Source organism: Natronococcus pandeyae, assembly GCF_008122205.1.
Classification (GTDB): domain Archaea; phylum Halobacteriota; class Halobacteria; order Halobacteriales; family Natrialbaceae; genus Natronococcus; species Natronococcus pandeyae.
On the sequence record NZ_PHNJ01000002.1, the window covers coordinates 58,229 to 82,017 of the forward strand.

General features: G+C 63.7%; 20 protein-coding genes. 9 read left to right on the forward strand and 11 right to left on the reverse strand.

The genetic code is table 11. The features are described 5' to 3' along the window. Window positions 1-209: 209 nt before the first annotated feature. Window positions 210-1,076, reverse strand: a complete 867-nt coding sequence (gene rio1, locus CV102_RS03960; protein ID WP_148856600.1) for a serine/threonine-protein kinase Rio1 — start codon at window positions 1,074-1,076, stop codon at window positions 210-212. 169 nt (window positions 1,077-1,245) lie between these two features. Here rio1 and CV102_RS03965 point away from each other — a divergent pair, with 169 nt between their 5' ends. The 4 genes from CV102_RS03965 (at window position 1,246) to ligA (ending at window position 5,645) form a co-directional block, all read left to right on the forward strand. After that, complete coding sequence (locus tag CV102_RS03965) at window positions 1,246-1,611, forward strand: 2Fe-2S iron-sulfur cluster-binding protein (RefSeq protein WP_148856601.1); 366 nt, start codon at window positions 1,246-1,248, stop codon at window positions 1,609-1,611. Window positions 1,612-1,667: 56 nt separating this feature from the next. Beyond that, window positions 1,668-3,071 (forward strand): selenium-binding protein SBP56-related protein, encoded by a 1,404-nt coding sequence (locus CV102_RS03970; RefSeq protein WP_148856602.1) that lies wholly within the window; start codon window positions 1,668-1,670, stop codon window positions 3,069-3,071. Between the two features lies 1 nt (window position 3,072). After that, window positions 3,073-3,453, forward strand: a complete 381-nt coding sequence (locus tag CV102_RS03975) for a 2Fe-2S iron-sulfur cluster-binding protein (protein WP_148856603.1) — start codon at window positions 3,073-3,075, stop codon at window positions 3,451-3,453. 107 nt (window positions 3,454-3,560) lie between these two features. Continuing rightward, the gene (ligA, locus tag CV102_RS03980; protein WP_148856604.1) at window positions 3,561-5,645 is read left to right on the forward strand and encodes an NAD-dependent DNA ligase LigA; all 2,085 of its coding nucleotides are present in this window, start codon (window positions 3,561-3,563) and stop codon (window positions 5,643-5,645) included. 402 nt (window positions 5,646-6,047) lie between these two features. Here ligA and CV102_RS03985 read toward each other — a convergent pair whose 3' ends face one another. From CV102_RS03985 to CV102_RS03995, 3 genes are all read right to left on the reverse strand, one after another. After that, the gene (locus tag CV102_RS03985; RefSeq protein ID WP_148856605.1) at window positions 6,048-7,025 is read right to left on the reverse strand and encodes an ArsA family ATPase; all 978 of its coding nucleotides are present in this window, start codon (window positions 7,023-7,025) and stop codon (window positions 6,048-6,050) included. A 131-nt stretch (window positions 7,026-7,156) separates the two neighbouring features. Next, on the reverse strand, window positions 7,157-8,122 hold the full coding sequence (locus CV102_RS03990; protein WP_148856606.1) for an ABC transporter permease: 966 nt from the start codon (window positions 8,120-8,122) through the stop codon (window positions 7,157-7,159). Then, entirely contained in the window at window positions 8,119-9,039 is a 921-nt protein-coding gene (locus CV102_RS03995) for an ABC transporter ATP-binding protein (protein ID WP_148856607.1), read from the reverse strand. Before CV102_RS03995 ends, CV102_RS03990 begins: the two co-directional genes overlap by 4 nt. Before the next feature lie 254 nt (window positions 9,040-9,293). Between CV102_RS03995 and CV102_RS04000 the strand changes: the two genes are divergently transcribed. Beyond that, window positions 9,294-11,126 (forward strand): outer membrane protein assembly factor BamB family protein, encoded by a 1,833-nt coding sequence (locus CV102_RS04000; RefSeq protein WP_148856608.1) that lies wholly within the window; start codon window positions 9,294-9,296, stop codon window positions 11,124-11,126. A 30-nt stretch (window positions 11,127-11,156) separates the two neighbouring features. Here the strand turns inward: CV102_RS04000 and CV102_RS04005 are convergent, their stop codons facing one another. Further along, on the reverse strand, window positions 11,157-11,435 hold the full coding sequence (locus tag CV102_RS04005; protein ID WP_148856609.1) for a hypothetical protein: 279 nt from the start codon (window positions 11,433-11,435) through the stop codon (window positions 11,157-11,159). Between the two features lie 100 nt (window positions 11,436-11,535). Between CV102_RS04005 and CV102_RS04010 the strand changes: the two genes are divergently transcribed. The 4 genes from CV102_RS04010 (at window position 11,536) to nrfD (ending at window position 15,679) form a co-directional block, all read left to right on the forward strand. After that, complete coding sequence (locus CV102_RS04010) at window positions 11,536-13,299, forward strand: excinuclease ABC subunit C (protein WP_148856610.1); 1,764 nt, start codon at window positions 11,536-11,538, stop codon at window positions 13,297-13,299. 96 nt (window positions 13,300-13,395) lie between these two features. Further along, a complete protein-coding gene (locus tag CV102_RS04015) occupies window positions 13,396-13,692 on the forward strand; it encodes a translation initiation factor (protein ID WP_148856611.1) in 297 nt (98 codons plus the stop codon). A gap of 67 nt (window positions 13,693-13,759) precedes the next feature. Further along, window positions 13,760-14,242: a GNAT family N-acetyltransferase gene (locus CV102_RS04020; RefSeq protein ID WP_148856612.1), complete on the forward strand. Its 483-nt coding sequence runs from the start codon at window positions 13,760-13,762 to the stop codon at window positions 14,240-14,242. Between the two features lie 102 nt (window positions 14,243-14,344). Further along, entirely contained in the window at window positions 14,345-15,679 is a 1,335-nt protein-coding gene (gene nrfD / locus CV102_RS04025) for an NrfD/PsrC family molybdoenzyme membrane anchor subunit (protein WP_148856613.1), read from the forward strand. 593 nt (window positions 15,680-16,272) lie between these two features. Here the strand turns inward: nrfD and CV102_RS26355 are convergent. From CV102_RS26355 to CV102_RS04055, 6 genes are all read right to left on the reverse strand, one after another. Continuing rightward, window positions 16,273-17,025, reverse strand: coding sequence for a hypothetical protein (locus CV102_RS26355; protein WP_222863683.1), 753 nt, complete (start codon window positions 17,023-17,025; stop codon window positions 16,273-16,275). Window positions 17,026-17,040: 15 nt separating this feature from the next. Then, window positions 17,041-17,379, reverse strand: coding sequence for a hypothetical protein (locus CV102_RS04035; protein ID WP_148856614.1), 339 nt, complete (start codon window positions 17,377-17,379; stop codon window positions 17,041-17,043). A gap of 260 nt (window positions 17,380-17,639) precedes the next feature. Beyond that, window positions 17,640-17,864 (reverse strand): hypothetical protein, encoded by a 225-nt coding sequence (locus CV102_RS04040; protein WP_148856615.1) that lies wholly within the window; start codon window positions 17,862-17,864, stop codon window positions 17,640-17,642. A 5-nt stretch (window positions 17,865-17,869) separates the two neighbouring features. Next, window positions 17,870-18,346, reverse strand: a complete 477-nt coding sequence (locus tag CV102_RS04045) for a hypothetical protein (RefSeq protein WP_148856616.1) — start codon at window positions 18,344-18,346, stop codon at window positions 17,870-17,872. 74 nt (window positions 18,347-18,420) lie between these two features. Then, on the reverse strand, window positions 18,421-19,128 hold the full coding sequence (locus CV102_RS04050) for a hypothetical protein (protein WP_148856617.1): 708 nt from the start codon (window positions 19,126-19,128) through the stop codon (window positions 18,421-18,423). Beyond that, window positions 19,125-23,651 carry a vWA domain-containing protein gene (locus tag CV102_RS04055; protein ID WP_148856618.1) on the reverse strand — a complete coding sequence of 1,509 codons (4,527 nt, stop codon included), beginning with the start codon at window positions 23,649-23,651 and terminating at the stop codon, window positions 19,125-19,127. Before CV102_RS04055 ends, CV102_RS04050 begins: the two co-directional genes overlap by 4 nt. Window positions 23,652-23,789: the final 138 nt, after the last annotated feature.

Genomic DNA, 23,789 nt, shown 5'->3' on the forward strand with positions numbered 1-23,789 from the left:
AATCTCGAATTCGGTGGCAGCGGCTGACTCGCGGTACGTGGAGAAGAACGAGCGAAGGGAGCCGCCGTCGCCGCAGCCGCCGGGTTAGGCCGCGTCGCCCGCGGTGACGACACTGTCCGCTCTCGAGGAGGTCCGGCGCCAGCGCCACGTGAGAGCGGACGTCACTGATCGTCTAGTGTAACGCAGCGATAACAAGTGTTTCGGCGGACTCAGTCTCGAGAGGGATCCGGCTCCGGATCCGTCACGAACTCGAGTAACTCGTCGGGGTCGGTTTCGAGGCCCTGCCGGGAGAAGAAGTTCGCGACGTTCTCGCAGTCCCGCTCGAGGAAGTCGCGGCTGTTGGGATGGTGGACGGTGACGGCCTGACCGAGATCGATGACGACGAGTTGGCCCTCGTCGAAGACCACGTTGTACTCGCTCAGGTCGCCGTGGATCAGTCCCGCCGAGTAGAGCCGGCGCATGTACTCGCGCATAACCTCGTAGGCGGTCTGGGGGTTCTCGATGTGGACCTCGCCGAGGCGTTTCGCGCGGCCGTCCTCGTTGCCGATGTACTCCATGACGAGCACGTTGCGCTCGGTGGCGATCGGCTCCGGTACTCGGACGCCTGCCAGGGCCGCACGCCTGAGGTTGGCGTACTCCTTTTTGGTCCAGGCGAGGACGACGTCCTTCTTTTTTCCGCCGAGCCCCTCGAAGCGCGGGTCACCCTCGAGATAGTCGCGCATCTGCCGGAAGTTCGAGGCGTTGATCCGGTAGACCTTGACGGCGACGTCGCGGTCGTCGCCGAGCGCGTGGTAGACGTTCGCCTCCTTGCCGGTCGAGAGCGGGCCGCCGAAGGCCTCGACGTAGCCGTCCTGAACCAGCTTGTACAGCGCGGCCAGCGTCGCGTCGTCGAACACCGACTGCTCGACCTTGAACTGGTCGGCGTCCTTGATCCGCTCTTCGAACTGCTCGAACTTCCGATCGCGCTTGCGGGCGATCCGGTCAGCCTCGGTGTCCGAGACGTCGATCTCCTCCCACTCGTCGCCCGGCGTGTCGACCTCCTCGAGGTCGACGAGTCCGTATTTTCCCTCTCCCATCTACCCGCGTCTACGGAGCCAATGCGGGTAAAGACTGGGTATCGTTCACTCGGACGGGCCAGCCCGCGACGACCCCGTGCTCGTATGGCTCTACGTTTTTCGGCCCGTCGGCCGTAGAGGCTCGTATGAGTCGACTACCCGAACACCGACCGTCGGCGAGGACCGAACGATGACCGGCCACGACGTCACACTCGAGTGGCCGGACGGGCGGACCCGGACCGTGGTCGTCGGACCGCGAGAGACGATCCTCGAAGCCGCCCTGCGCGACGGAATCCGACTCCCGTACGACTGCCGGAAGGGGACGTGCACGGCTTGCGTGGGGCGGGTGCTCGAGATCGACGGGAAATCCAGAGCGGACGACGAGGCCCCCGACGCCGCAGCAGCCGTCGACTACCGGCGTCCGCCGAAGGCGCTCTCGGACGCCGATCGGACGGCCGGCTACGCGTTGCTGTGTATCGCCCACCCGCGAGCCGACTGTCGTATCGAGGTCGGACCGATGGTCCGCTCGCAGCTCGGCGACAGCCCCTGGGGGTAGCCCACTCCGCCGAGTTCCCGACCAGATTTATCTCCACGTTTGTGGTAGCATGCATCATGAGTGATGCTACCGCACCAGACGACGTCGAGTCGGATCACGACCACGAACACCACCACCACCGGGGTCCCGGCTACGCGACGCCACAGGCCGCCATCGAGGAGAGCGAGCGCGAGAAACTCGCCTACGTGATGAGTCTCTACGCCGGCACCGACGTCGACGAACCCGATTTCGTGGCCGTCGTCGACCTCGACCCCGACTCCGAGACGTACTGCGAGATCGTCGACCGCGTCGAGATGCCGAACCGGGGCGACGAACTCCACCACTTCGGGTGGAACGCGTGTTCGTCGTCCTGTCACGTCGAGGGGCTCGAGCGCCGGCACCTGATCGTGCCCGGCCAGCGCTCCTCCCGGATCCACGTCGTCGACACGAAAGAGCGGCGCAACCCCGAGCTAGTCGAGGTAATCGAGCCCGAGGAGGTCTTCGAGTACGACCTCTCGGCACCCCACACGGTCCACTGCGTCCCCGAGGGGAAGATCATCATCAGTATGCTCGGCGACGCCGACGGCGACCTCCCCGGCGGTTTCCTCGAGTTGAACGACGAGTTCGAGATCGAGGGGCGCTGGGATCCGCCGGGCGAGATCGAGATGAACTACGACTACTGGTACCAGCCCCGTCAGAACGTGATGGTCTCGACGGAGTGGGCCGCGCCGAAGACCTACTATCCCGGGTTCGACCTCGAGGACGTCGAGGACGGAAAGTACGGTCGCCGGCTCCACTTCTGGGACTGGGAGGACGGCACCGTCGAACAGACCATCGACCTCGGGGAGGAGGGGCTGATTCCGCTCGAAGTTCGATTCCTCCACACGCCAGAGTCGACCCACGGGTTCGTCGGAACCGCACTCTCGTCGAATATGTTCCATTTCTGGGAAGACCGAGAGACGGGCGAGTACCGCGCGGAGAAAGCGATCGAGTTCGACGCGCGCGAGCATCCCGACTGGGACATGCCGGTTCCGCCGCTGACGACCGACATCCTGATCTCGATGGACGATCGCTACCTGTTCGGCTCGAACTGGCTCCACGGCGAGGTCTGGATGTACGACATCTCGGATCCCTCGAACCCCCGACGAGCCGACTCGCTCTCGGTCGGCGGCCACTTCGGCGAGATTCAGGAACTGCAGGGCCGCGAACTCACTGCCGGGCCGCAGATGCTCCAGCTCAGCCTCGACGGCGAACGGCTCTACTGGACCACCTCGCTGTTCTCGACGTGGGACGACCAGTTCTATCCCGAAGAGGCCGAACGCGGTTCCGTGATGCTGAAAGCCGACGTCGACCCGCGCAAGGGGACCCTCGAACTCGACGAGGACTTCCTCGTCGACTTCGGCGAGTGTCCGGCCGGCCCCGCCCGCGCCCACGAGATCCGGTGGCCCGACGGCGACTGTACGAGCGACGTCTGGCAGTAGAATGGCGACCCACGACGTCACCCTCGAGTGGCCAAACGACCCCACCCGGACGGTGGCGGTCGACGCGGACGAGACGGTGCTCCAGGCTGCAGAGCGCGCCGGTGAGGCGTTGCCGTACGGCTGTCGGACCGGCGCGTGCGGGACCTGCGTGGGTCGATTGCTCGAGGTCGACGGGGGAGCAGCGGCCGACGATCGGACGGACGAGGAGCGGACGGTCGACGTCGACGACGCCTTCGCGTACCGCCGTGCGCCGCGGGCGCTGAAACCGCGACACCGGGACGACGGCTACGTGCTGCTCTGTGTCGCCACCCCGGAGGCGGACTGCCGAATCGCCGTCGGCTCGCAGATTCAGTCCGAACTCGTCGACAACCCGTGGAAGTGACCGGCCGGAGGCAGTAAGCGGTCGAACTCGCTCGGCGGGTACGGATCGCTCGAGCGAGCCACGGTCAGTAACGTTAACGGACCCGAGTGGTTACTCTCGAGCAACGAATGTCCCTCGCCGACGAGAACGTGGACGAAGAGAATCCGTACCTCCGGGATCCGCCGACCGAGTTCGAACCGGTCGAGGAGCTCTCGGAGGAGGCAGCACGCGAGCAGGTCGAACAGTTACGCGAGGCCATCCGCGAGCACGACCGCCGGTACTACGTCGAGAACGATCCGATCGTCGCCGATCGAACCTACGACGCGCTGTTCGCTCGACTGCAGGAACTCGAGGACGCCTTCGGGCTCACCCACCCCGACAGCCCCACCCGGAGCGTCGGCGGCGAGCCCATCGACGCGTTCGAGACGGTCGACCACGTCGAGCCGATGCTCTCGATCGACCAGAGCGGCGAAGTCGAGGACGTCCGCGAGTTCGATTCGCGCGTGCGACGGGAGGTCGGCGAGGTCGACTACGTCTGTGAACCCAAGTTCGACGGCGTCTCGATGGAGTTCGTCTACGAGGACGGCAGTCTCGAGCGCGCCGTGACCCGCGGCGACGGCCGCGCAGGTGACGACGTGACGCGAAACGCACGCACCATCGGCTCCGTGCCCCAGAAGCTCCACGGGGACTACCCCGAGTTCCTCGCGGTCCGGGGGGAGGTCTACATGCCGAAAGACGCCTTCCAGGCGCACAACCGAGAGCGGATCGAGCGCGGCGAGGAGCCCTTTGCCAATCCCCGAAACGCGACCGCCGGGACGATCCGACAGCTCGATCCCTCCGTCGTCGCCGAACGACCGCTCGAAGTCTTTTACTTCGACGTGCTCGAGGCCAGCGAACTCGAGGACAGCCACCGCGAGGAACTCGAACGGTTCCCCGACTGGGGGCTGCGGGTCACCGACCACATCGAGGTGGTCGACGACATCGAGGACGCCATCGACTACCGGGACCGGATGCTCGAGGCCCGCGACGACCTCGGCTACGAGATCGACGGCACCGTCATCAAGGTCGACGACCGCGATGCCCGCGAGGAACTCGGTCGGACCGCGCGCCACGACCGCTACGCGTTCGCCTACAAGTTCCCCGCCCGCGCGGAGGTGACGCCGATCGTCGACGTGGCGGTCCAGATCGGTCGCACCGGCCGGGTGACCCCCGTCGCCCTGCTCGAGCCGGTCGACGTCGGCGGCGTGACGGTTTCGCGGGCGAGCCTCCACAACCCCGAGGAGATCGCCGAGAAGAACGTCAACGTCGGCGATACAGTTCGGGTCCAGCGGGCGGGCGACGTCATCCCCTACGTCGAGGAGGTCGTCGAGAAGGACAGCGAGGGCCATTACGAACTGCCCGACCACTGCCCCGTCTGCGACAGCGCGATCGAACGCGACGGGCCGATGGCGTTCTGTACGGGCGGCCTGGCCTGCGACGCCCAGCTTCGCCGCTCGATCGAGTACTACGCGAGCGACGACGGGCTCGATCTCGAGGGACTCGGCGAGAAGAGCGTCCGCCAGCTCGTCGACGCGGGACTCCTCGAGTCCGTCGCCGACCTCTACGAACTCGAGCGCGAGGAACTCACCGCCCTCGAGGGCTGGGGCGAGACCAGCGCCGAGAACCTGCTCGCGGAGATCGAAGACGCCCGCGAGCCGCCGTTGTCGGACTTCCTCTCCGCGCTCGGGATCCCCCACGTCGGGCCGACGACGGCCCGCGAACTCGCCCGCGAGTTCGGCACGTTCGAGGCGTTCCGGGAGACCGCCGAGACCGAGCCCGACTCGCTCGAGGGCGTCGACGACGTCGGCGAGACCGTCGCCGAACAGATCCACGAGTTCTTCGCGAGCGAGGCCAACGCCGCGGCCGTCGACGACGTCCTCGAGCACGTTTCGCCACAGGAGAGCGAACTCGAGAGCGGCGGCGACGAACTCGAGGGGCTGACGTTCGTCTTCACGGGCTCGCTCGAGGGCCTCACCCGCAGCGAGGCCCAGGAGACCGTCGAGGCTCACGGCGCGAACGCGACGGGCAGCGTTTCGGGGAACACTGATTACCTCGTCGTCGGCGAGAACCCCGGGCAAACGAAACGCGACGACGCCGAGGACAACGACGTGCCGATCGTCGACGAGGACGAGTTCCGCGAGTTGCTGGCGGAGGAGGGCATCGACCTCGAGTAATCGAACTGGGAGAGAACCACCAGGGGTGGCGCGTGCTGTCCCGCGATGAACAGCAGTGAATGGGGGGACGAAGCCGCGCGGGGTCTTCGCGAGCGAAGTGAGCGAACGGCTCGGAAGACGCTGTGCGTCTTCCGGTGGATGAGCGAGGGAGCGCAGCGACCGAGCGTTAGCGCGGAACCTCCGGTTCCGCGAACCATCCGAACGGGTGCTGCGCACCCGTAAGGAGAAATCGGTTGGGGAGGACGTGGAATCCCGTGTGTTCGTGCGAGCAGGACGCTCGGATTCCCGATTGTTAGACTCGGGTATGCACGCACGGTTCGAGTTCGTGGTCGTGTTCCGAGTCACGATCCTGGTCGCGATCTGACTCACGATTACGGGGAGACGACCGACGGTATCCCCCACCTATTCCTCAGGAAGTCGTTCAGCGATCGATCGAACCGCCTCGAGTCCCTGCACCTCGCCCTCGACCTCGGGCAGCGTCACGACCTCGAGGTCGGGAAACGTCTCGCGGATCTCCGCGACGCGCCGTTCGTGGCGCTCCCGGCGCGACCGACAGCGCGAACAGTGCTCGTCCGGGTTCTCGAGCACCTGGTTCACGACGAGCCGTTCCACCGACACGTCGGCCTCGCGGAGTCGGTCGACGAGCCGTTCGGACTCGGCGATCGCCATCCCCTCGGGGAGCAAGACCACGCGGAACTCGGTCCGCTCGGGATCGACGAGCAGTTCGTGGGCGCGCTCGAGGCGCGCCTGGAACGCGGCGAGGTCGTCCCCGTCGCCTCTGCCGTTGGTCATCATCGACATCGGCCCGAGCACCGCGCTCCGGGCCGCGTTCCCGATGCGACGGACCTGCCCGCGAAGCGACTGGGCCGTCTCGAGTGCCAGCCCCATCACCTCGGGCATGTCGAACAGTCGGAGGGTGTGACCCGTCGGCGCGGTGTCGAAGACGACCACGTCCCACTCGCCGGCGTCGACGTACTCGACGAGCAGGTCCAGCGCGGCGATCTCGTCGCTCCCGGCCGGTGCTCCCGACGCGAAGAGGCGCTCGACCTCGGCGTCCTCGAGTCGAACACCCGCCCGTCGGAGGTCGGCAGCCAGCGCCTGGGCCAGGGCTTCGTAGCGTTCTCTGCGCGTCTCCGGATCGATCTCGACGGCCCAGAGTCCGCCGGGTTCCGAGGCTGAGCCGGTGGCTTCGCCGTCGAGATCGATCGCCGTCGGCTCCGGGCCGAGGTCGGCGTCGAACGAATCGGCCAGCGAATGGGCTGGATCCGTCGAGACGACGAGGGTCTCCCGGCCCTGGGCTGCGAGGCGACAGCCGGTCGCCGCCGCGCAGGTCGTCTTGCCGACGCCGCCCTTGCCGCCGTAGAAGATGCAGTCGGTCACGGCCTCGAGTATGCCGTTCGGATACCTAACTCACTTCCCAGGCTATCCCGACTGTCTCGTCGGCTGACGGGAAGGTGGAGCGCAGAAAAAGGAGGCGTCGAACGGGGCGGTGGTAGCGGGCGGGAACGACGTTAGAGGTCGACCTGGTCGAACCGGTAGAGCGCGACGGCGATCGGCACGACGATCCAGAACAGGAGGATCAGGAAGCCGAACCAGTCCTGGAGGTAGAACGGGATGTCGCCGTTGAACATGACCGCCTCGAGCTGGACGTCCAGGTCGGACTCCGCGGCACCCGTCACGATCGACAGCGCGTTGTTGTAGGCGTATCCGGGATCGATCGACTCGATGAAGAAGGCCCAGTCGGGCAGCCGCTCGAGTTCGACCGGTCCCTCGTTGGTCTCGACCGTGTAGCTCTCACCCGAGATGGTTCCGCGGTCCATCAGGAGCCGAAGGGCCGACGTGATGGCGTTCCAGACGATGTAGAAGAGGACGAAGACGCCGACCATCGCGGCCCCGGCGATCGTCGTCGACCGGGTCAGCGAGGAGAGCGAGACGGCGATGCTCGTGTAGGCGACGCCGTAGAGGATCGACATCGCGAGCAGTCCGAGGTAGTCGACGATATCGAAGCTCCCGAGCAGCGCGGCGACGATGATCGCCGCGAGGACGAAGCCGACGATCAGCGAGAGCGACAGGACCGCCGACCGGCCGATCAGCTTCCCGAGGAGGACGTCCTTCCGGGAGTGGGGAAGCGACAACAGGATCTTGATGCTGCCGGACTCGCGCTCGCCGGCGATAGCCTTCCATCCCAGGATCAGTGCGATCAGCGGGAGAACGAGCCGCGTGATCTCGCTGACGAAGACGACCAACACCTCCGTCGTCACGTCCTGGGCCGCGAGATCTTCGCCGAAGTACGAGACGACTCCCGTCAGCGCGACCAGCAGCGTGAAAAAGAAGATGCTCAGGCCCCAGAACATCCACGAGCGGACGGAGTCCTGGAAGTCTTTTTTCGCCACGGCGCGGACGCTCTCGGGGTGGATGGAACTCCCGGGGGCCGACCGGTCGCTCCCACCCGTCCCCGTTCCGGTTTCGGAACTCATCGGGCCTGTACCTCCGTCGTGTACGAGCGGAAGACGTCGTCGAGCGACGCTTTTGCCGTCGAGAAGTCATGCACTTCGACGCCGCGGTTCTCGAGTTCGCCGAGAACGGCGGTCTTCGATCCCTCGACCTGGACGACCAGCGTCGGCGGCTGTTCGTCTTCCACTGCCGCGTTCGAGACGTCGGGCAGTGACCGAACGGCTTGGAGCACCTCGTCGTCGATCCGGTCGACCGTAACCCGGAGGGTCGTCCCCTCGCTGACGGAGTCCCGGAGCCCCTCGACGGAGTCGACGGCGACCATCTCACCGTCTCGGAGGATGCCGACGCGGTCACAGACCGCCTCGACCTGCTCCATGATGTGACTCGAGAAGAACACCGTCGCGCCGCGTTCGTTCTCCTGGCGGACGATCTCGCGCATCTCGCGGGCACCGTTAGGGTCGAGTCCCGTGGAGGGCTCGTCGAGGATCAGCAGTTCGGGTTCACCGACGAGCGCCATCGCCAGCATGAGCCGCTGGGCCATCCCTTTCGAGTAGCCGCCGGCCTTCTTGTCGAGGGCGTCCACCAGGTCGACTCGCTCGAGCAGCCGTTCGGGGTCGTCCTCGACGCCCTTGGATTCCATGGCGAACTCGAGGTGCTGGCGAGCGGTGAGTCGTTCGTACGTCTGGTATCCCTCGGGGAGGACGCCGGTTCGCGAGCGGATCTCCCGACTGCGCGTCTGCGCGTCGAATCCGAGCACCTCGACCTGACCGGCCGTCGGACGGACGAAATCGAGGAGCACGTTGATCGTCGTCGACTTGCCGGCCCCGTTCGGACCGAGGAAGCCGAACACCTCGCCCTCCTCGACCCGAAACGAGAGGTCGTCGAGCGCGAGCGTCTGACCGTACGATTTGGTCAGGCCGTCGACTGCGATAGCGGGCATGTCTAGCCGTGTGGTCTCACCGTCTGCCGATAAGGTTTGTTACTCGGGCGGAAAAATTACGGCAGAATTTCCGGGGAAGGATCAGTGTATCGATCTCTCGAATCGATTACCCGGGCACCCTCGGTGATCGAAACGGTCGAGGCGTCGGAACGGACCGGTCGCGATCGTTCAATCCGCACTCACAACAGTTGGGAAGCGAACAAGTCCGAATAGCGACCGGATAGTAATAGAACTAACCGAGGTGGGGGACCAATATGTCAGAATGGCATCGACGTTCGGTACTGGCGACTGGTGCAGCGCTTTCGATCGGTGGATTGGCGTCGGTGGGGGCCGGCGCCGACGGGCCCGACGTCGAAGCGCTTCCGGATCCGGACGTCGACCCCAACCCGGAAACGGACGAGGACTGGCCGTCGTTCAACGGTGACGCCGGCCACGCCAGATACGTACGCGACGGCCACGAGTTCGACGGCGACGACCTCGAGGTCGCCTGGTCCGTCGAGCACGGCGGGTCCGTCGCCGTCGCCGACGACACCGTCTTCACGACGACCGGAGACGGCGTCGTCGCCCTCGACGCGGCGGACGGGTCGGTCGTCTGGAAGAACACCGACGTCGATGCGAGCAGTCCATCGGTCGTCGGCGACACCGTCTATTTCAGCGGTAGCGAGGTCGTCGCGCTCGACGTCTCGGACGGCAGCGTCCGCTGGAAGAGCGACCTCGACCCCGAGGAACCCGAGCACGGGCACCCGATTCACTCCCATACGGTCGCGTACGAGGCCGTCTACGTCGTCGCCGACGACACGCTGTACGCCCTGGAGACGGACGACGGCTCGGTTCGCTGGGACAGCGAGTCGACCACGATCGGATCCCAGAACGGCGAGGAGTACGAGTTCGACGGTACCACCGCTGCCGCGAACGGCGTCGTCTACGCCGCAGCGATGACGAGCGGCTCCACGGGAGTGAAATTCGCGCTCGAGCCGGAAACCGGAGCCGAGGTCTGGCGTACCGAGTGGGAACACTACACGGGCAGCTCCGTCCAGGCCCGGGCGACGTCGGCGGGTGCCGTTCTCGGTCACGTCAGTTACTACGCCCGGCATATCTACGACCCGCAAACGGGCGAGACGATCGTGAAAGCAACGTCGGAAGGGATCGGCATCTCCCTCGGCGAAGAGATCTACGTCGGCGGATACGAGGGCACCTCCGTCTCTGGAAGTTCTATCGACGGCGACGAGTACGGCTGGGAACACACCGTCCGGCGAAACGTCAGACGCGCCGTCATCGGCAGCGACACCGTCTACGTTTACTTCCGCGAGCATCTCACCGATGACACGTACACGGGGGAACTCGTCGCCTTCGACAAGTACGATGGGTCCGAAAAGTGGACGATAGCCAAATCGGAGTTGCCGGTCGGCGAGGTCCGTGCCATCAGCGGCGACACGCTCTACGTCGAACACGACGACGATCTCGTGGCGCTCCGCGAGACAACGGACGAAGATGGTGACGAGAGCGACGACGAGGACGATCAGCAGGATGACGGCGACGAGCAGGACGATGAGGAGGGACAGGAAGACGGTGGCGACGAGGATCAGCAGGGCGACGAGCAACCGGAAGAAGGCGACGAACCCGATGACGGTGACGGTGACGACGAGGCCGACGACGGTGACGGCGATGAGGAGCCCGAGGACGGGGAAGACACCGACGACGATGGAGCCACCGATGATGGCGGAACCGGTGATGAAAACGGCGATAGCGACGACGGTGACGACGATGACAAAACTGACGACGAAGCGGAGTTCGAGGGCGGCGAAACCGGCGACGACGAAGACGGCGGGGAGGACTCCAGCGGCGATGACGGAACCGACGACGAACCCGAAGACCAAGACACCGACGACGAGGAATCAGAAGACGACGACGCTGGACTCGGTGACGACGATGCGGACGACGGAGACCAAGCGGACGATGGCGCAACCGACGACGAAGACGAGGCCGACGACGTCCCCGGCTTCACCACCGGTGCCGGTATCGTCGGCGGCGCGGTCGGTCTCGAGTGGCTGCGCCGGAAGGCCGACGCGGACGAGCCGACCGAATAGCGAGCTCTCGACCGCGACTCGGAAGGCGTCTCAGATCGCTTCGTCGGGGTCGTACTGCTCGGCGGTCCGCTCGACCTCCTCGGCGTAGCGTTCCCGCGTGTCCTCGTCGGGAACCGCCTCGAGTTCCGACTCGGGAATCTCGGTCGCCGCGGTCACGGCCGACCCGTTCTGAAGCGAGGTCGCGGACCGCTCTCGCTGCTGGTAGTGCGAGCCGTCCGGCGTCGCGTAGACGGTGGTCACGAGGTTACGGTCGTCGAAGGTTCGTTCCACGAGCCAGCACCGGACCGTCGAATCCGTCGAGTCACTCATAGCCGAGGGTTGGGGACCGACCCCCGAGAATGTACCGCGTGCATTCTCGGGACGCGGCGAGGACGTCAGGCTCAAACCCGCCGATTCCCTAGGCCCGCCGATGAACGCCGACGGGGTTCGCGACCGCGCACAGTCGCTGCCGCGAGAGCCGGGGGTCTACCAGTTCCAGAAGGAGGGAACGACCCTCTACGTCGGGAAGGCGGTCGACCTCCGCAGCCGGGTCCGGTCGTACGCCGATCCGCGCAGCGCTCGCATCCGCCGGATGGTCGACCGCGCCGACGGGATCGAGATCGCCGTCACCGACACCGAAACGCAGGCGCTGTTGCTCGAGGCGAACCTGATCAAGCGCCACCAGCCCCGGTACAACGTCCGGCTCAAGGACGACAAGTCGTACCCGATGGTCCAGTTGACCGACCACGAGGCGCCGCGGATCGAGATCACCCGCGACCCCAACGAATCGGCGACGGTCTTCGGCCCCTACACCAACAAGGGTCAGGTCGAGACCGTCCTGAAAGCCCTGCGGGAGACGTACGGCGTCCGGGGCTGTTCGGATCACAAGTACTCGGGCCGGGATCGCCCGTGTCTCGACTACGAGATGGGGCTCTGTACGGCACCCTGTACCCGCGAGATCGGCCTCGAGAGCTACGGCGAGGACGTCACTGCGGTCGAGCGCTTCCTCGAGGGCGAGACCGGGATTCTCGCCGACCCGCTGCGCCGGGAGATGGAGGCCGCCGCCCAGGACCAGAACTTCGAGCGCGCAGCGAACCTCCGGGACCGCCTCGAGACGGTCGAGGCCTTCCACGGCGAGGGCGGCGAGGCGGTCCAGTCGGTTGGCGACGAGCGGGCTGTCGACGTCCTCGGCGTCGCCATCGAGGGTGGTGACGCGACCGTTGCGCGCCTGCGCGCGGAGAACGGGAAGTTGGTCGACCGTGATCGGCACACGCTCGAGGCGCCCGACGCCGAACCGGGTGACGACACCCATGCACCCGAAACAGAGGGGGTCCCCGCCGTCCTCGCCGCCTTCATCGTCCAGTACTACGCCGAGCGCGACCTGCCCGACGCGCTGTTGCTGCCCGAACGCCACGAGGACGAGGAGGTCGCGGCCTGGCTCGAGACCGAGGGCGTCTCCGTCCGCGTCCCCGGCGCGGGCCGCGAGGCGAAACTCGTCGACCTCGCGCTGAAAAACGCCCGGCGCAACGTCGGCGGTCGCGACGAGTGCGGGATGCTCGCGGACGCGCTCGAGATCGATTCGGCCCGCCGGATCGAGGGGTTCGACGTGAGCCACGCTCACGGGAAGTCGGCCGTCGGCAGCGACGTCACCTTCGTCGACGGCAGCGCCGAGAAGGCCGACTATCGCCGAAAGAAGCTCACCGACGAGAACGACGACTACGCGAACATGAAGGCGTTACTCGAGTGGCGCGCCCTCCGTGCTGTCGAGGGGCGAGACGAGCGTCCCGACCCCGATCTGTTGCTGATCGACGGCGGCGAGGGACAGCTCGAGGCCGCTCGCGACGCGCTCGAGGAGGTGGGCTGGGACGTGCCCGCCGTCGCGCTCGCGAAGGCCGAAGAGCGCGTTATTACCCCCCGTCGAGAGTTCTCCTGGCCGAACGACGCCCCGCACTTACACCTCCTGCAGCGGGTTCGGGACGAGGCCCACCGCTTTGCGGTCCAGTACCACCAGACGGTCCGCGACGAGGTGAAGACGGTGCTGGACGACGTGCCCGGAATCGGCCCCGAGACGCGCAAGCGGTTACTCGGAAGGTTCGGTAGCGTGGAGAACGTCCGGGAGGCGAGCCTCGAGGACCTCCAGAGCGTCGCGGGCGTGGGCGAGAAGACGGCACAGACGGTCAAGGAGCGGTTGTAACCGCCCGGCGACGGCCGCAGTTGCACTACCCGATCGGACAGTTCGACCACCCGATCAGTGAACAGCGCTTTTACCTTCGGACTCCTCTAGGACGACGTGTCTAACGACGACCCGATCGACGACCTGCTCGACGAACTCGACAGCCACGGCGACCTCGAGGCCGCGGAACAACTGCTGTCGATTCGAATGGAAAAACGGCGGTACGGAAAGCCGGTGACGATCGTCGAAGGGTTCGACCTCCCGAAATCAGAGGTCGAATCGATCGCTTCGAATCTCAAATCGTCGGTTGGAACCGGCGGCACCGTCGACGAGGGCCGCGTCGAACTGCAGGGTGACCACCGCGACAGAGTGCCAGACCTGCTTCGCGAGCACGGGTTCGACGTCGAAGCGTAACCCTGGTTGGACTGGTCCAACTCGAGTTGCGAGTACAACTTTGGTCTTCGCTGCCGTAGCACGCGCTATGGAGATCCGACCGGCGACGACCGACGACCGTGAGGCGATCCGCGAGGTGGCCCGCGACACCTGGCACGACACCTACGACGAACTCCCGAGCGACGTCATCGACGAGACGATCGACGACTGGTACGCCGACGAGGAACTCGAGCGCGCGCTCGAGACGGCAGGTACGGCGGTGCTCGTCGCCGAGACCGACGACGGGATCGTCGGCTTCACCCACGGCGTCGTCCAGGGCGACGAGGGCGACGTCCTGCGGATGTACGTCCATCCCGACCACCAGCGTGAAGGGGTCGGGACGGCGCTACACGAGCGACTTCGAGCGGACCTCGAGGATTTCAACATGAACCGGATGCGAGCGATCGACCTGGCCTCCAACGACGGCGGGCGGGCCTTTTACGAGGAACTCGGCTTCGAGCGGACCGGCGACGGCGAGGTCGAGATCGGCGACGAGGAGCGACGAGAAGTGGTGTACACGCTCGAACTGTAGCTCGCACATCGCGCGTGAAATCCCCGGTATAAGAAGGACCTTGCATACTCACCGAACGGATGCAAGTGGCCGGTTCCCATGAGGGAGTGACTGACTCACACAATGGGTACGAAAACGCCGTCAGAAGCGGACATTCTTCGTCCGATCAAGAACACGACGACGAGGTACTTTCTCCTGTTCGGCGCCGCCGGACTGGCGCTACTGCTCTTTTTGGTCGGGTGGGGGTATCAGCTCGCGGAAGGGTTAGTCGTCACTGGCCTCTCTGATTGGGGGACCGGTGGTGGCGTTACGTGGGGGGTGTACATCGGCGCGTTCATCTGGTGGGTTGGGATCGCCCACGGCGGCATCATCCTCTCGGCGGCGGTCAGGCTGCTCGGGATGGAGCGGTATATGCCGGTGGCGCGACTCGCCGAACTCCTGACGATCGCAGGGCTCTCCGCGGCGGGATTCTTTATTCTCGTCCACATGGGTCGCCCCGACCGGATGGTTACCAGCGTCCTCGGTCACTACCACATCACCGTCCACGCGTCACCGCTGGTGTGGGACGTGACGGTCATCACGGCCTACTTCGTGCTGACGGCGACCTACCTCGGGCTCACGCTACGCTACGACGTGACCCGAATGCGCGATCAGCTTCCGGATCACTTCGAGCCGATCTACAAGGGGCTGACGATCGGCTACAGCGAGCGAGAGGACGAAATCGTCCAGCGGATGGTCTGGTGGCTCGCGCTCGCGATCATCATCATGGCGCCGCTGTTGCTCCACGGCGGTGTGATTCCGTGGCTGTTCGCCGTGCTGCCAACGTATCCGGTCTGGTACGGCGGCGTCCAGGGCCCCCAGTTCCTCACGATCGCGCTGACGTCGGCGATCAGCGGCGTGATCCTGCTCTCGTACTCCTTCCGGTACGCCTACGACTGGGATCACATCATCACCGACGACGTGTTCCGCGGGCTCCTGCTGTGGCTCGGGTTCTTCTGTATGCTCTTCCTCTGGCTACAGCTCCAGCAGAACGTCACCGGACTCTTCAGTCCCCCCATCGACGTGGACGTCGCGGCGGGAGCGAGGCTGGCACATCCCGTCTACATCACCGCGATGAGTCTGGTCTTCCTGGTGCTCGCGTACATCTTCGCACAGACGATCCGTCCGGCGCTGTTCAGCAAGAAACGAGCCGTTCTCGCGGGGGTTCTGGTCCTCACCGCGACGCTGATAGAGAAAGTGCTGTTCGTCGTCGAGGGCTTTTTCCACCCCAGCTTCGAAATCTACGGGGCGACCCCCGGGACCTATTTCCCGAGTTGGATCGAGATCGCCTCGATCGCGGGGACGATCGGGATGGTGACGCTGTTCTTCCTCACTGTCGCGAAGGTCGTTCCGGTGGTGGAACTCCACGCGATCGAGCACCTGCGAGGGGACCACGGCGAACACGACGAGCACGAGTAGAGAACGGACGGCGAGCGATCGCGGCGTTTTCTGTGAGTCGGTGACGACATTCCGAACGAACGCACCGGTTTCGAGGCGGCGGAGGTTCGGTCCTCGTCGACGCGAACGCGTACCAGTTCAAGGTCCTCGTTGCGGAACTCGGGGCCGATCCGGTCGCGAGGGACACAGAGGTCGATTCCGATCTCACCAGTCTCGAGGGCGGTAAACGGATCGTCGAACCCGTGAGCCTGTTGTCTCTGGCCTCGATCGGCGAACGCGGCATCCTGGAGGAATCAACGTCGGTCGGCGGTCGCCAGTCGACGCGGTCCCGGGGTTGTGGGGTTTCGACGACGCCGCCTTGCCGCACTCGAGCGTCGCGGTGTAGTCGCGAGTGACTGCCAGACAGTAATCCCCACGGGCGGGTTCGATGGTCACGTCAGCGCCGGCGTTTGCGTACCTGTCCGCACTCTTGATTTCGCCAGCCTGGCCCCTGAGGTACTCTTGAGCGCCTTGCCCGCCTCGCCGGCCGAAACCGGGATATCAACGACGAATCAAGAGCCGTACCGTCGTTACTTCTGATCGATCGATCCGCTCCGCAGCAGCCAAGCGGCGAGTCAGTGGTAGCGGTCGGTCTTCCCGAGCGCAATCCCGAGGTGGTCGCCGACCTCGAAACAGGGTTCCGCAGCGGGGCCGCACTGTCGGGGTGGCTCACGAACGGCGAGAAACACGCCACCGTTGTCGAGTTCCTCGACGTACCAGGCGGGTGCTGACCGAACTCGCTCGCGCCCGAGCGCCTCGACCGTTTCGGGCCGGAAGACGTTGTATTCGTACAGCGGTGGGGTCGTCCTTGCGGCGAGGTCGTCGACAGTTTCTTGGGTACCAACGGCGATTCCGCCCCGCCGGCCGAATCCCCACCTCGGCTCGAGGATGTCGGCGGCTCTAGCGAGAATCTCTACGAACTCCTGACGGCGGTCCGTGAGATTCGCTCGCGAGTCGGCGTCCTCTCCGTTCGTCTCCTCGAATGCGTAGACCGTCGTCGCGAACCGCAAGTACGGCCTCGAAGTGGAGGGGAGAAGTCCCATCCCGGTGTTGCTAAACCCGATGTTAATATCGTACAAATCGAGTTCCATCGGGACACCAATCCGACAGTCCGGATGCGTAGACAGTACGTCGGCAGCCTCCTCCGCCGAACCGGGAACCCGTAGCTCATCGACGTCGTGTCCGTCCGAATAATTCACATAGAACTCGTCCGCTTCGAGCGTATCGTCGGGATACTGTGGAAGCGTATCGAGTAGCGACTCGTACGTCGTTACCGACGGCTCATCGTCGAACACGTAGGCAATCTCGATCCAGTCGTAATCTTCCATGATGACTTTGCGAACTTATCCTTCAATTACAGTGTCGGTGCTTTCATCGACGACCTTGACCGTGACATCCGCATTGTTCCACTCGCCACTACCTACTAACTCACTCTCCCACTTTTGAATACTCGATTCCACTATATTCTGATCTCCGATATGGGTGGCGCGTACTTCCAGTGTATTGCCGTCGAGGTCAACGTCGCCGTGCTCCCTCATTGTTGTCAGCTTATTTTCGAACTCGCGATCTACGACATCGGGATCGTAGCCGAACGACGACTTACTTTCGACGATTTCCCCGTTCGTTCGCTGGATATCCAGTTCGCCGACTCGCTGCTTTCCGTCGTAGACCTCGAGGTTCATCTGTCAGATGTTTAAACTTTATGAGCTTTTTTATGATTTCTTCGTGCGGCGTACGCTACCGACGCTGCTATCGGTTTGACGGTAACCTCTTTGATACCCCCGTCGAGAGTAAATGGTGATGAATCGGTTTCGGACGACTCAGCATAAACTGTTCAGGCTTCATCATTTGTTCTCTCGAATAGTTCGTAACCTCACTCCGCCAATCACAAGGAACTGATAGGAGTCTTCTTGCCGAGGCACGGCGACCGTCGGCTTCGTTGCTAGTAGATTGCCTCGAGGTCTTCGACGGGTACCCACTCGGACGTGCGTTCGATGGTCGCGACGGAGAACGCATCCTCGATCCGTTCGAGGAAGGAAGCGAGGGAGCGTCGATTCACCAATCCGATTTCTGTATCCTCGAACCAGATGTCACTCAGCGGTGACACGACGATGGTTGTGACGTACTCCGCGTCGATATCGAATTGGGCCGTCTTCGGGCCATGCAACACCGTCAACTCCAAGGATCGCGGGTAGGCTCGTTCCCGGTCGGCTCGCCGGAGCGATACTCGACCGTCCGGTTGCGTCTCGAGACGGCGACGGTACTGTCTGAAAGCTGCACCGCCACCTCGGTGCCGTCGAATCCGATGCGGGGGATCCACCGCGACTCCGATACCTCGACGCGGGCGGATTCGCGGAAGTCTATTGCAGTGATCCCGGACGCATTCCGAAGTTCGCGACCGATCGTGTTGACGTGTTCGTCGTCGCTCATTGCGACGGGGAGCTGCTGACCGGACGGAAACAGGTGAACGTGGTAGTTAATTTCCGTCGGAACGACGAAGTCCTCGAACGTCTCGAAAAGCGTTTCACACCGACCCACCATTTCCTCGACCTGTTCCTCACACGATGTCACGTTCGACGGGAGTACGAACTCCCAAAACGTGACGTCCTGATCCGCGTGAACGGCGACGTGACCGGAATTTTCGTTCATAGGTGTGGATCTACTGAAATCAACAGTACTTCAACACTAGTCATACAAGAATCGAATTTAAATACCGATATTAGTTAGTAAATGTCTTCGAGTCGTTCAACAGGATACCAGTCTGACGTACGGTTGACTTCTTCGACCGGCAGTGTGTCGTGGATTCGTTCGAGGAACGCCGCAAGATTCTGTGCGTTCGCTCGCCCGATTTCCGAATTTTCGAACCAGATATCACTATTTAAATCAACGATGACGTATGTAGCGAACTCGGTCTCAATTGTGGATTTCGAGCTAGCCGGTCCGTGAAGTAAGTCTATCTCAAGCAAGTCTCGATCTGGAAGCTCGTTGGTCGGCCGCTTCTTTTTGTATTCGACGGTATGATTGGTCCGATCAGCAACGACCGGGCCATTCGTAAGCTCTACCAGTACGCTGTTACCGTTGAACTCTATGTTGGGCATCCACCGTGAGGGGCAGTTGCTGATCTCAGTCGCCGTGAGGAACTCGTCAACACTAATTCCCTCCGAACTCTGGAGGTTCCGCTGGACCGTTTTTATTTTTGCATCGTCATACATACTCGCCGGGAGCTCGTGCCCGGCAGGAAAGCAGGGCACATGGAACTCGACCTCTGTTGGCGTAAGGAACTCGCCGAACGTCTGGAAGAACTGTTCACAGAGTTCCACCATTTCTCGGGTCTGCTCTTCACAGGTTTCGGCGGTAGAAGGGACTCCCAGTTCCCAGTACACTGCACCTTGGTCCCTGTGTACCGCTACGTGATCGTGATTCTTGTTCATGTGTCTGGATCTGCTGAAATCGAAATTATTTCGATACCGCTGTCGTCACGCACTTGCATCCGCACCTCACTGAAGTCACCGGCTGGAGGTGTCTCGATGAGCATCTCGAGTTCGTTCTGAGCTAACTCGATATCAGTAGAGTCGCGTTTTACGGGCACTTCGAGAGTCGCCTGATCTCTCGAAACGTCCGGAGAGTTCGAGTACTTTTTATTCATCTCACTTTGTTGCCTCTTCCAATAATTGAAGTCGAGATCCGTGTCACTTTTTGGTGTCTTCACTTCGACGAATTCGTCTCCCTGGCTTCTCTCGAGACGAAGGTCGTAATCTCCGTCACCTGGTTCAACCTCAATACGACGTACGTCGTCAACCTGTTCACTGTACCGGGTGACAGTGTCGGCCTCGCCACGCAGTCCTCTGAAGTCCGAACGTTGAGAATTTTCTTCAGTCAGGTCGTTGACGAGCCCTCGTTCATTCGAGATGGCATCGTTTTCGCCTGCTTTGCGAACATTCTCGACATATCGGTTCACATCCTCTGGATCGGCATTCGTCGAGCTTTTCGCTAGGTTCGATCGCCAATCATCCCACTGGTTGAAGTTATTATAGCCGTTACCATCCTCTATCCTGAATAACGTCTCGAAGGTTCCGTCATCGAGCCTGTCGATGAGTCGGATTCCGTCACCATCGCTATTTCGGACGAGTTGTTTTGCACGTGTATTCGCCGCGCCATCAAGGCCGTCAATCCGTTTGACTGCCCGATCGATCTGGCGATAGGAGGTGACAGCATCACTATCTGCTGCTTTGTACACCCCTTCTCGGAACGTAGTGCCACCATCAGCGAGGACCGTTACCGTTCCCTCGTCTAACTGTCTCGTAGTATGGGCGTTGTCGACCTGTTTCCCGGTCGATCGACCCGGTAAAAGTCGGTGTGCCGCGTCATCCGCTACTGAGAACGACCCAGTGAGTGCTCGAGAGAGTTGCTGACGACTGTACCTGACCGGCGCCGTCGCGGTCTGACCGCCCTGCTTTGCGATCTGGGCCGCCCGCTGGACCTGCGGTGTGCTGATCCGGTCGACCGTCGACTGCATCGTGTCGGTGCTCTTGAGCGCCTTGCCCGCCTCTCCGGCAGGAACCGCCATCTCGACGACGAACCAGAAGAAGTAGCCCTGGTACCAGCCGTACCGGAAGTCGTCGTAGTACTGGTCACCGGGATCGTGGGGGTTGTTGAACTGCTGTTGGTCCTCGATCGCCGCGGGCAACGCCTCGATGATCTCGTCGAAGTTCTCGACGGCCTCGGGAACTGCCTTCGCCGCTTCGACGATCACGTGCGGATCGTCGTAGATCGCCAAAATCCCACCGAGCGTTTCACCCGCACCGGTCGTCATTCCCTCGAGGAAGCCGAGCGCTTCCTCGACCTCGGCACTGGTGTACCCGGCAGCGCGAAGTTCCTGGGATACCTGATGGAAGATGCCGCCGACCTCGATCGCTTCCGCTTCGGTCGTCCCGACCTCCTCGATGGGGCCGTGGCGGTCGTCGACCTGGACGGTCACGGCAGTCCCCTCGAAGAGATCGGCGAACGTCGAGAGCGTCCCCGTCTCGAACTCGAGGGTACCGCCGTCGCTCGTCCCCGAAAGGGAAGTCGTATTCTTGACCGAGCCGTCCTGAACGATCCGCGCCTCACCGAGTCCCGCCTGGTCTTCTGCGAGGAACTGCACTTCGTACGTGCCGGTGGTGTCGAGTTCGGCGTCGACGTCGACGCCGTCCCAGCCGACCGAGACGGAGGCGCTGGCGGACGGATCGTCGAAGTGCGCGTAGGTGACGGTCACCTCCGGCGAACTGATGTCGAACAGCGTCGGATCATCCGCGTCAGCGTCCGGAACGCCGTCGCCGGTCGTGTCCGTCGATTCCGGATCCGTTCCCAGTTCTTCGACCTCCTCGCGATCCGACAGCCCGTCGCCGCTGGTGTCGTTGAGGAGCGGATTCGCGTGAACGCGCGTCGTCTCGAAGAGTTCGTCCACGGCACCGAGATCGTCGAGATCCTCGGCGCCCTCGAGTTCACCGAGCACCTCCAGCGACTCCTCGCGTGAGTCAGTGTAGGCGATCTCCCAGCCGTCCTCGAGTTGCTCGCGGTCGGTCAACCCGTCGCCGGTCGTATCCACCTTCGCGGGGTGGTGCGCGGCGTGGGTGACCTGTGCAGTGAGTTTCGTCTCGTTGTTCTCCTCGTGGACGCGGTAGTTGATGTCGACCGTCTCGTTGTCCTGAATGCCGTCGCCGCTGGTATCGAGTGCGATCGGATCGAGGTCCAATGATTCGCCCTCGACGCCCGGCGGGCCGCTCGGCATTTTCAGGTCCATCTCGGCGACGAGATCGGGAATGCCGTCGTCGTTGGTATCCTGCAGTTGGACTTCGGTCTGGTTCTCGGCGACACGGTCGAAGGTATCGGGCAGGTCGTCGGCGTCTTCGACGTGGTAATAGTCACCGTCAGCGGCACCGGCAATCGCCCGTAGTTCGTCCTCGTCGATGCTGCTCCCGAGTCCGATCGAACTGATCTCGATGCCTTCCTCGGCCGCGTCTTCCGCAACGCCGACCGGATCCGGCCCGCGGTTGGTCTCGCCGTCCGCGAGCAGGATCATCACCGACGACCGATTCTCCCAGCCGTTAGCCTCGAGTTCGTCGATTCCTTCCTCGAGGCCGCCGCCAGTGTTCGTCCAGCCGCCGGCATCCAGATTTTGAATGCTACGATTCAGTTCGTCGTGATCAGTCGTGAGCCCCTCGACGAGCGACGCGGAACTCGAGAACTCCACGAGTGCGCCGCGTTCGTCGTCCTCGAACGCGCCGACGAACCGCTGGGCGGCCTCCCGGGCGTAGTGGATTCGGTCGCCCCTCATCGAGCCGCTGACGTCGATCACGAACGTGAAGTCCGCCTTCTCGAGCGAGCCACCGTCGCCGACGTCACCGTCGGTTTCGTTTCCGTCGAGCGTGATCGTATCGCTCGTCTCGTCCTCCCAGTCGTTGATCCAGAACACCGAGAAGAACGAGAAACCGTCGACGTCGGCGGTCGCGACGCCCTCGTCGGCGTCGATCTCGGTCTCGACCGGGGTCCACGGCTCGTCGCTCTGGGGATCCCACGTCACCACCGAGAGGTTGCCCTCGCGCTCGAGGTCGGCATCGTCGATCGGGATCTCGACGGTCGCCTCGTCGAACTCCTGCTGGCTCTCGATACGGACCATCGGACCCGCGCGATAGGAATCGTCCTCCGCGGGCGTCTCGTCGCGTACCGAAATATCGCTCTCGTGGAGCCCGTCACCGCCAACCTCGACGGCAACGCCCGAGGAGTCATCCGTGACGTCGACCTCCTGATATTCGTCGGGGTCCGGCCGATCCAGGATGACGTCGTCGGGGTCAACGCGAAGCTCCTGAGTCGCCTCGGCCGTCCGCTCGTCGTCGTGTTCGGCCGTCGCCGTCACGGTGACGGTCACGTTCTCGGGTTCGGGTCCGAGGTCGACGAACGTCGTTCCGCTCGCAGTCGAGGTTGCCGACTCGCCGGCAATCAGCGAGAAGTCGTCGGCGGTACCGTTCCCGTCGATCGTCACGTCGGCCTCGTCGTAGGCGTAGGGGCGGACGTCGTCGAGGGTCGCCTGAATCGGGACGACAACGGAGTCGTTGCGCTCGAACGCCCGTTCCTGCGAGAGCGACAGCGTCGGTTCGGTGTCGTTTTCGACCGTGTCGAGCGCTCGCTCGCCGTGTTTCCAGGCGTTCTCGAGGTGCGTCGTCGCCTTCGCTCGATCGGCCGGGTCGACGTCCTGCGAACCGTGACCTGGTGTGGAATCCGCTCCCGCAGTGTCGTTGGCTCGCTCGAGCGCGTCGATCGCGTTGCCGAGCGCGCTCTCGGCCGATTGTCGCTGGCCGGGATTCCGGAACTCCTCGTCGTTCGCGGCGACCACGGACTTGGCGTCGACGACGGTGAGTCGCGCGCTCCGATCGCTCGCCGCGTACAGGTCGCGACTGATCTCGTCGACGATCGCTTCGTCGTCCTCGTCGACGGCGTCCGCCAGATCTGCGAGCGATCGCTGCGCGTCGGCGTACCGTTCGAACGACTCGCGCGAATCGACGTACTCGAGGTGTCGATACGCCTGCAGCGAGGCGTTGACCGCCGCGACGGTCTCGTTCGCGGCCGTCATCGCGGGTTCGTCAGCTTCGTCGGTTTCGTTCTCGCCGGTCTCGAGATCGAGCTCTCCGAGTCGTTCGGTCGCGTTCACCGCTGTCTCGATCGACGTGTTCGCCTCGAGTTCCGGCACGGTTACGTTCGCGTCGCCGCGGTCGTGGCCGGGCGGTCCGCCGCCGTTCTGTTCTGGTGGGCCGTCACCGTGGCCAGGTGGTCCATCTCCCTGGATCGTGACGCCGGTCGATCGCTCGTTCACCGTGCCAGCACTCGGCCCGGCTGCGAGTGCGGGCATGGCGATCATCGAGGTCGCCATGAGCACGGCGAAGAATATTGCAATAAACGTTCTCCTGCTGTCATCCATATCACATAAGCTGGAGTAGTATGTTTTAATTGTTTTGATGTAAATATAGAATAATAATACATACGGGAATGAATACGATCTCGTTCGGAGTCGGATTCACGACCTCCTGGCCGCTTATTGTCAACGCATGTTCGTCCC